The following is a 6,436-nucleotide window of genomic DNA, read 5'->3' on the forward strand; positions in this document are numbered from 1 at the left end:
CACAATGTGTCATTATTTTTCGGATTGATACTAATTGGCTTGCTCTTGTATTTTTTTCTGAAAAAAACCTGTCCATCCTAATACATAGTGAAGCAATACCAAATGCTTGTTTTGACGTTTGGAAATGGTCTAAACAAGCATTTGGTATTACTGGCTATCTATTAGGATGGACAGGTTTTTTTCAGAAAAAAATACAAGAGCAAGCCTTATCATCACTTCATAAGTATCAATCCAAAAAATAATGACACATTGTGACACATTGAGAGCTCTTTTTAATCGTGATCTCAATAAATTAAAACTCGAAATCGAATCCTATCAAAATGAAGCTAAAATCTGGTCTATAGATGAACAAATTTTAAATTCGGCAGGAAACCTATGTTTACACCTAATCGGTAATTTAAACACGTATATAGGTGCCGCATTAGGTAATTCTGGCTATATAAGACATCGAGAATTGGAGTTTTCGTTAAAAAACATACCAAGAACCGAATTAATTGCAAAAATCGAAAAAACAATCATCGTAGTTGATACCGCTATAAGTAATTTATCAGAAGAAGAATTGGAACATGAATTTCCAATTATTGTTTTTGAAGATAAAGATTCTATAGGATTTATTTTAACGCATCTCACCACGCACCTAGCCTATCATTTAGGACAAATAAACTATCACCGCCGCTTGTTAGACGATATCTCAATTGTTAATGGTTGATAATTTAAAAAAGAAGCATTAAGATATTAAGTTTCATAAAATAACAAAAGCTTAATTTTCTTAATCCCTTATTTTAAAAAAAAATCAAAAAAAAATAGCTTCGATTGAAGCTATTTTTTTGTTTTATGATGCAAACCAACCTGAGACTAATTCATCTTCAAATGTATTTACATTTTCATGTATAAATTCGTTGGTTTCTTTGTTGTATTCATAATCTAACGCCCATGTTTTATGGTTTTGCGCTAATTCTTTAATACTATTGCAAACAAAAGCAATTTCTTCGCTAGTTGTTGTTGGATGTATTGACATTCTTATCCATCCTGGCTTACGTATTAAATCTCCAATAGTGATTTGATCAATTAACTTACTTGAAGTTCTTGATCCACATGCAATAAAAAATGCCCATAAGTACCTGCACAACTACAACCGCCTCTAGTTTGAATTCCAAATCTGTTGTTTAATATCTTTACACCTAAATTAAAATGCAAATCTTCAATAAAGAATGAAACTACGCCTAAACGTTCCTGATGTTGTCCTGCTAAGATTTTAATATTCGGGATTCCATTCAATTCATCAAAAACAAAATCAACAATTTCATGCTCACGTTCTAGCATTTTATCTACTCCCATTTGTTCTTTTAACTCAATGGCCAAAGCCGTTTTTATTACTTGCAAAAAACCAGGAGTTCCACCATCTTCACGATCTTCAATATTATCGATATATTTATGCTCACCCCATGGATTTGTCCAACTTACTGTTCCTCCTCAGGACAATCCGGAATCATATTCTTGTATAATTTTTTATTAAAGACTAAAACTCCTGATGTTCCTGGTCCTCCTAAAAATTTATGAGGAGAAAAGAAAATCGCATCCAGATAAGCCTCTGAATCTTCTGGGTGCAGATTCATTTTTACATATGGTCCTGAACATGCAAAATCAACAAAACAAACTCCATTATGCTGATGCATCAATTTGGCTGCCTCATAATATGGAGTTTTTATTCCTGTTACGTTTGAACAAGAAGTAATTGAAGCTATTTTATAAGGTCTATCTTTATATTTATCTAATAAAATTTCTAATTTTTCAAGGCTAAAAAGTCCTTTTTCGCAAGCAGGAATAATTTCTACATCGGCAATGGTCTCTAACCAACTCGTTTGATTTGAGTGATGCTCCATATGCGAGATAAAAACAACTGGTTTTTTATCTGCAGGAATTATTGTGAAATCTTTTAGGTTCTCAGGGATTTTTAATCCCAAAATACGTTGAAATTTATTAACAACACCCGTCATTCCTGTTCCATCTGTAATTAAAATATCATCTTGATTTGCATTAACATGACGTTTAATAATATTTCTGGCATAATGGTACGCTTTTGTCATGGCAGTACCTGACACAGTGGTCTCAGTATGCGTATTTGCGACAAAAGGTCCAAATTGGTTTATAATTTTCTCTTCAATCGGTCTATATAATCGCCCGCTGGCAGTCCAATCGGTATAAATTATCTGTTTTTTACCATAAGGAGAGGTAAATTCCTGATCGATTCCAATAATATTTTTTCGAAAATCTTGGAAATAAGCTTCTAAAGCCGTGGTATTGTTTTTGATATTCATTATAAACTGATTTGATGCCAAAGGTATATATTTTTTATATAATTGTGAATTTGTTAATAGTGAAGTTAAAACTATAGTACAATTTCTTTTATTTATAATTAAACACCTCTTTAACAGGCATATTTTTAGCAAAAGCAACAAATTTAGAGTTAAATTTGAATAGAAAACATTAAAATGTTCCATTCATAATCAATAAACAACAATAATTATTTTAAATATATATGAAAAATCTATCTATAGCAACTTTTGGAGGAGGCTGTTTTTGGTGTATCGAAGCAGTTATTCAGCGCTTAAAAGGCATAATATCAATAAAATCAGGCTATGCTGATGGACATATAAAAAACCCTGCTTATCGTGAGGTTTGTACAGGAAAAACAGGACATGCCGAGGTTGTTCAGGTAACTTTTGACCCTGAGATCATTTCATACCATGACTTAATAGCTATTTTTATGACGAGTCATGATCCTACTACTTTAAATCAACAAGGAGCTGACAAAGGGACACAATACCGTTCGATCATTTTATATCATGATGATGCACAAAAAGCAATTACTGAACAAGTAGTTGAAGCTGTAAAGTCTTTTTATGCTGATCCTATCGTAACCGAACTAAAACCTTTTGAAGTGTTTTATGAAGCTGAAGAAGATCATCAAAATTATTACAACAACAATCAGGAAGCTGGTTATTGCCGAATGGTAATTGATCCGAAAGTGCAAAAATTAAGAAAAATGTATGCCGATAAACTCGCATAAACAAGCACAAATTACTGTTATTGAAATTGAATAAAAATGAAAAAATTAAATATACATAATCGGTTTACAGCCGAACTTCCTGAAGATCCACTAAACACTAACGAGACAAGACAGGTTTTAAACACTTGTTTCTCATATGTTAATCCAAGAATTCCTACTGAACCTAAATTAATTCACGCTTCAGATGCAGTGGCCGAATTAATTGGGCTTTCGCATGAAGATATTCAATCAAAATCATTCCTGAATATTTTTTCCGGAAAAGAAGTATTACCCACTACCCACCCATATGCTATGTGCTATGCTGGGCATCAATTCGGAAATTGGGCAGGGCAATTAGGAGACGGCAGAGCTATTAATTTAACTGAAATTGAGCACAACAACCAGTTTTATACTTTACAGCTAAAAGGAGCTGGAAAAACGCCTTATTCTAGAACCGCTGATGGTTTAGCTGTATTGCGTTCTTCTATTCGTGAACATTTATGCAGCGAAGCTATGTTTTATCTAAGAGTTCCTACCACCCGTTCTCTTACTTTAATCTTATCTGGCGACGAAGTATTGCGTGATAAACTGTATGATGGCAATCCTACTTACGAAAAAGGAGCAATTGTATGTCGTGTAGCACCATCATTTATTCGTTTTGGAAGTTTTGAAATGCTTACGGCACGTAATGAGCTTAAAAATCTTAAATTACTTACTGATTATACCATTAAATATTATTATCCTGAAATAAAAGAAGAGGATGATAAAAAAAACTACATCCAATTTTTTAAAGCTGTCGCTGATAAAACCCGAAAAATGATTCTAGATTGGCAACGCGTAGGCTTTGTACATGGTGTAATGAATACAGATAATATGTCTATTCACGGTTTAACAATAGATTTTGGTCCTTATGGCTGGCTAGAAGATTACGATCCTAATTGGACGCCTAATACAACCGACAACCAGCACAAGAGATACCGTTTTGGCAATCAGGCTAATGTTGCTAAATGGAATTTATTTCAATTAGCAAATGCACTGTATCCTTTAATCAATGAAGCTGAGGGCTTAGAAAGTATTTTAGAATCATTCTCTGATTTATATGATGAAGAATATAAAGAAATGATGCTTAGTAAACTAGGTATTTCAACTTATAAAGAAGCTGATAATAAAATTATCTCTGATTTAGAAACAAACTTGCAATTATCTGAAACAGACATGACTATCTTTTTTAGAAATTTAAATAAAATCAAAAAAGAACAAACTGCAAAAGAAGCATTTGCTCATGTTCAGGATGCCTTTTATAAACCTGAAGAAATTAAAGGTACTATTTTAAATACTTGGCTAGAATGGTTTTCGTTCTATTTAACACGTTTAAATACTGAAAAAACATCCAACAATGAACGTGCAGCAGGCCAAAACAAAATAAATCCTAAATATGTCTTGCGTAACTATATGGCACAATTAAGCATTGATGCTGCTGATGAAGGTGATTATTCTCTAATAGATGAATTACATCTATTACTTAAAAATCCTTATGATGAGCAGCCTGAATATGAAAAATGGTTTGCTAAACGACCTGATTGGGCAAGAGATAAAGTAGGTTGTTCAATGCTTTCTTGTAGCTCTTAAATATTATTTAGTCCAACAAGTATAATAATCTTAGCACATAGAATCATAGATTTTGCGAACATAAAAAAATAGACGTTTCACTTATTCAAAACCCACATAGCTATCTATGTGAAAGAAATATGCTTCTTTTTGTCTTCTTTTTACAAAAAACTATGTTTCTATGTGTTTAATAATTTTTACAATAACTGTACTCAACAATTATTTCGAAGTAATATAATCTACAATCATATTGGCGTGAACGCGTGAATTCTCTATAAACCATTTATGAGTTTCCATTCCACCACAAACAACACCTGCCAAAAACAATCCTGTAACATTGGTTTCCATTGTTTCGGGATTGTATGTTGGTACTTTTCTTTCATCATCTGACAATTGAATTCCCATTTTCTCAAGAAAAGTTATATCTGGCTTATATCCTGTGAGTGCCAAAACAAAATCACTTTCAATTCTTACTTTTCCGTTTGGAGTATCGATTTCGACTTCATTCTCATGAATTTCAGTAATATTAGACTCAAAATAAGCTTTTATACTTCCTTCGTTTATTCTGTTTTCAATATCTGGCTTAACCCAATATTTTACTCGATTATTTATTTCGCTTTTACGGATTACCATTGTCACATTAGCTCCTTTTCGCCAGCATTCCAGAGCCGCATCCACTGATGAATTGTTAGCGCCAACAACCAAAATATTCCTAAAAGCATATTCATGGGCTTCTTTGTAATAATGTCGAACATGTGGCAATTCTTCTCCTTTTACATTCATGTGAATCGGAATATCATAAAAACCTGTTGCAATAACTACATTCTTAGCTTCATACTGCCTTTTGTTTGTAGTTATTTTAAAGAGTAAATTTTCTTGCTTGATAACTTGTGTTACTTTTTCAAATAAATGAATAGAGAAGTCAAAATAACGATGAATATTGCGATAATACTCTAATGCTTCCTGACGGCCTGGTTTTGGAGCAAGACAATTAAAGGGTATATCCCCTATTTCAAGTCTTTCAGCCGTAGAAAAGAAAGTCATATACAGTGGATAGTTGAAAATACTATTTACAATTGCTCCTTTTTCGATGATCAGATACTTTAATTTTTTCTTTTGTGCTTCGATTGCACAGGCTAAACCTATTGGTCCTCCTCCAACAATTATCAAATCGTATTGCCCAACTACCATAAATACTATTTGTTTTTCCAATCCGAAAATGGATTCTTACTTAAATATGCATTGTAATACCTTGAATCATTGGTAACTTCTTCTCCCAACCAATCTGGTTTTTCGAATATATCCGTTTCTGATTGCAGCTCAATTTCGGCAATTATCAATCCTTCATTTTCTCCATAAAATTCATCTACTTCAAAAACATGATTTCCTGATTTTATTTCGAATTCTGGTTTTCTCAATTTTACCTTTTTCGCATAATTTTAATAATTCTTGTGCTTCCTCCAGTGGAATTTCATTCTCCCATTCAAATCGTGACATTCCGCTCTCACTTCCTATTCCTTTTATTGTGATATATCCTTTTGTCCCTTTTATACGAATACGTACAGTACGTTTCGGTTCTGAACATAAATAACCTTGCGCAATTCGATTTTTAGCAAAAGCCTGCTCTTTAAAATCGGTTGTTTTAACTAAAAATTTTCTTTCTATTTCGACCATCTTTTCCATAAATAAATTCAGTTAGCAAGTTACTGATTTTAATTAATTGACGAATCAAGATTCTTAGGTGCTGCCTCCCTAACAACAGGAGCATGTATTAACCTT

At 32.6% G+C, this 6,436-nt stretch carries 5 protein-coding genes and 3 pseudogenes; 4 read left to right on the plus strand and 4 right to left on the minus strand.

Features of this window, described 5'->3' with window-relative positions; all coding sequences use genetic code 11:
- Positions 1-242 (plus strand): annotated as a pseudogene (locus AC1RYN_RS10370) (nuclear transport factor 2 family protein); the annotation flags it as partial.
- Positions 242-709, plus strand: a complete 468-nt coding sequence (locus AC1RYN_RS10375; RefSeq protein ID WP_481806920.1) for a DinB family protein — start codon at positions 242-244, stop codon at positions 707-709. The pseudogene AC1RYN_RS10370 and the gene AC1RYN_RS10375, both read left to right, overlap by 1 nt.
- Before the next feature lie 123 nt (positions 710-832).
- Here AC1RYN_RS10375 and AC1RYN_RS10380 read toward each other — a convergent pair.
- Positions 833-2,329 (minus strand): annotated as a pseudogene (locus tag AC1RYN_RS10380) (aminotransferase class V-fold PLP-dependent enzyme).
- Positions 2,330-2,539: 210 nt separating this feature from the next.
- On the opposite strand from AC1RYN_RS10380, the gene msrA reads away from it, so the two are divergent.
- Both msrA and AC1RYN_RS10390 read left to right on the plus strand, forming a co-directional pair.
- On the plus strand, positions 2,540-3,070 hold the full coding sequence (msrA, locus tag AC1RYN_RS10385) for a peptide-methionine (S)-S-oxide reductase MsrA (RefSeq protein WP_481806921.1): 531 nt from the start codon (positions 2,540-2,542) through the stop codon (positions 3,068-3,070).
- A 36-nt stretch (positions 3,071-3,106) separates the two neighbouring features.
- Positions 3,107-4,678, plus strand: coding sequence for a protein adenylyltransferase SelO (locus AC1RYN_RS10390; RefSeq protein WP_481806922.1), 1,572 nt, complete (start codon positions 3,107-3,109; stop codon positions 4,676-4,678).
- A 198-nt stretch (positions 4,679-4,876) separates the two neighbouring features.
- On the opposite strand, the gene AC1RYN_RS10395 is transcribed toward AC1RYN_RS10390, so the two are convergent.
- From AC1RYN_RS10395 to AC1RYN_RS10405, 3 genes and pseudogenes are all read right to left on the minus strand, one after another.
- Positions 4,877-5,848, minus strand: coding sequence for a YpdA family putative bacillithiol disulfide reductase (locus tag AC1RYN_RS10395; RefSeq protein ID WP_481806924.1), 972 nt, complete (start codon positions 5,846-5,848; stop codon positions 4,877-4,879).
- A 5-nt stretch (positions 5,849-5,853) separates the two neighbouring features.
- Positions 5,854-6,331: pseudogene (locus tag AC1RYN_RS10400) on the minus strand (CYTH domain-containing protein).
- Positions 6,300-6,425 carry a hypothetical protein gene (locus tag AC1RYN_RS10405; protein ID WP_481806923.1) on the minus strand — a complete coding sequence of 42 codons (126 nt, stop codon included), beginning with the start codon at positions 6,423-6,425 and terminating at the stop codon, positions 6,300-6,302. The pseudogene AC1RYN_RS10400 and the gene AC1RYN_RS10405 overlap by 32 nt, the downstream one beginning before the upstream one ends.
- Positions 6,426-6,436: the final 11 nt, after the last annotated feature.

This window comes from Flavobacterium sp. TC780, from assembly GCF_056783245.1.

Coding starts and splice junctions, on each gene's coding strand:
- AC1RYN_RS10375 (WP_481806920.1), top strand. CDS start 242: ATGACACATTGTGACACATTGAGAGCTCTTTTTAATCGTGATCTCAAT.
- msrA (WP_481806921.1), top strand. CDS start 2,540: ATGAAAAATCTATCTATAGCAACTTTTGGAGGAGGCTGTTTTTGGTGT.
- AC1RYN_RS10390 (WP_481806922.1), top strand. CDS start 3,107: ATGAAAAAATTAAATATACATAATCGGTTTACAGCCGAACTTCCTGAA.
- AC1RYN_RS10395 (WP_481806924.1), bottom strand. CDS start 5,848: ATGGTAGTTGGGCAATACGATTTGATAATTGTTGGAGGAGGACCAATA.
- AC1RYN_RS10405 (WP_481806923.1), bottom strand. CDS start 6,425: ATGCTCCTGTTGTTAGGGAGGCAGCACCTAAGAATCTTGATTCGTCAA.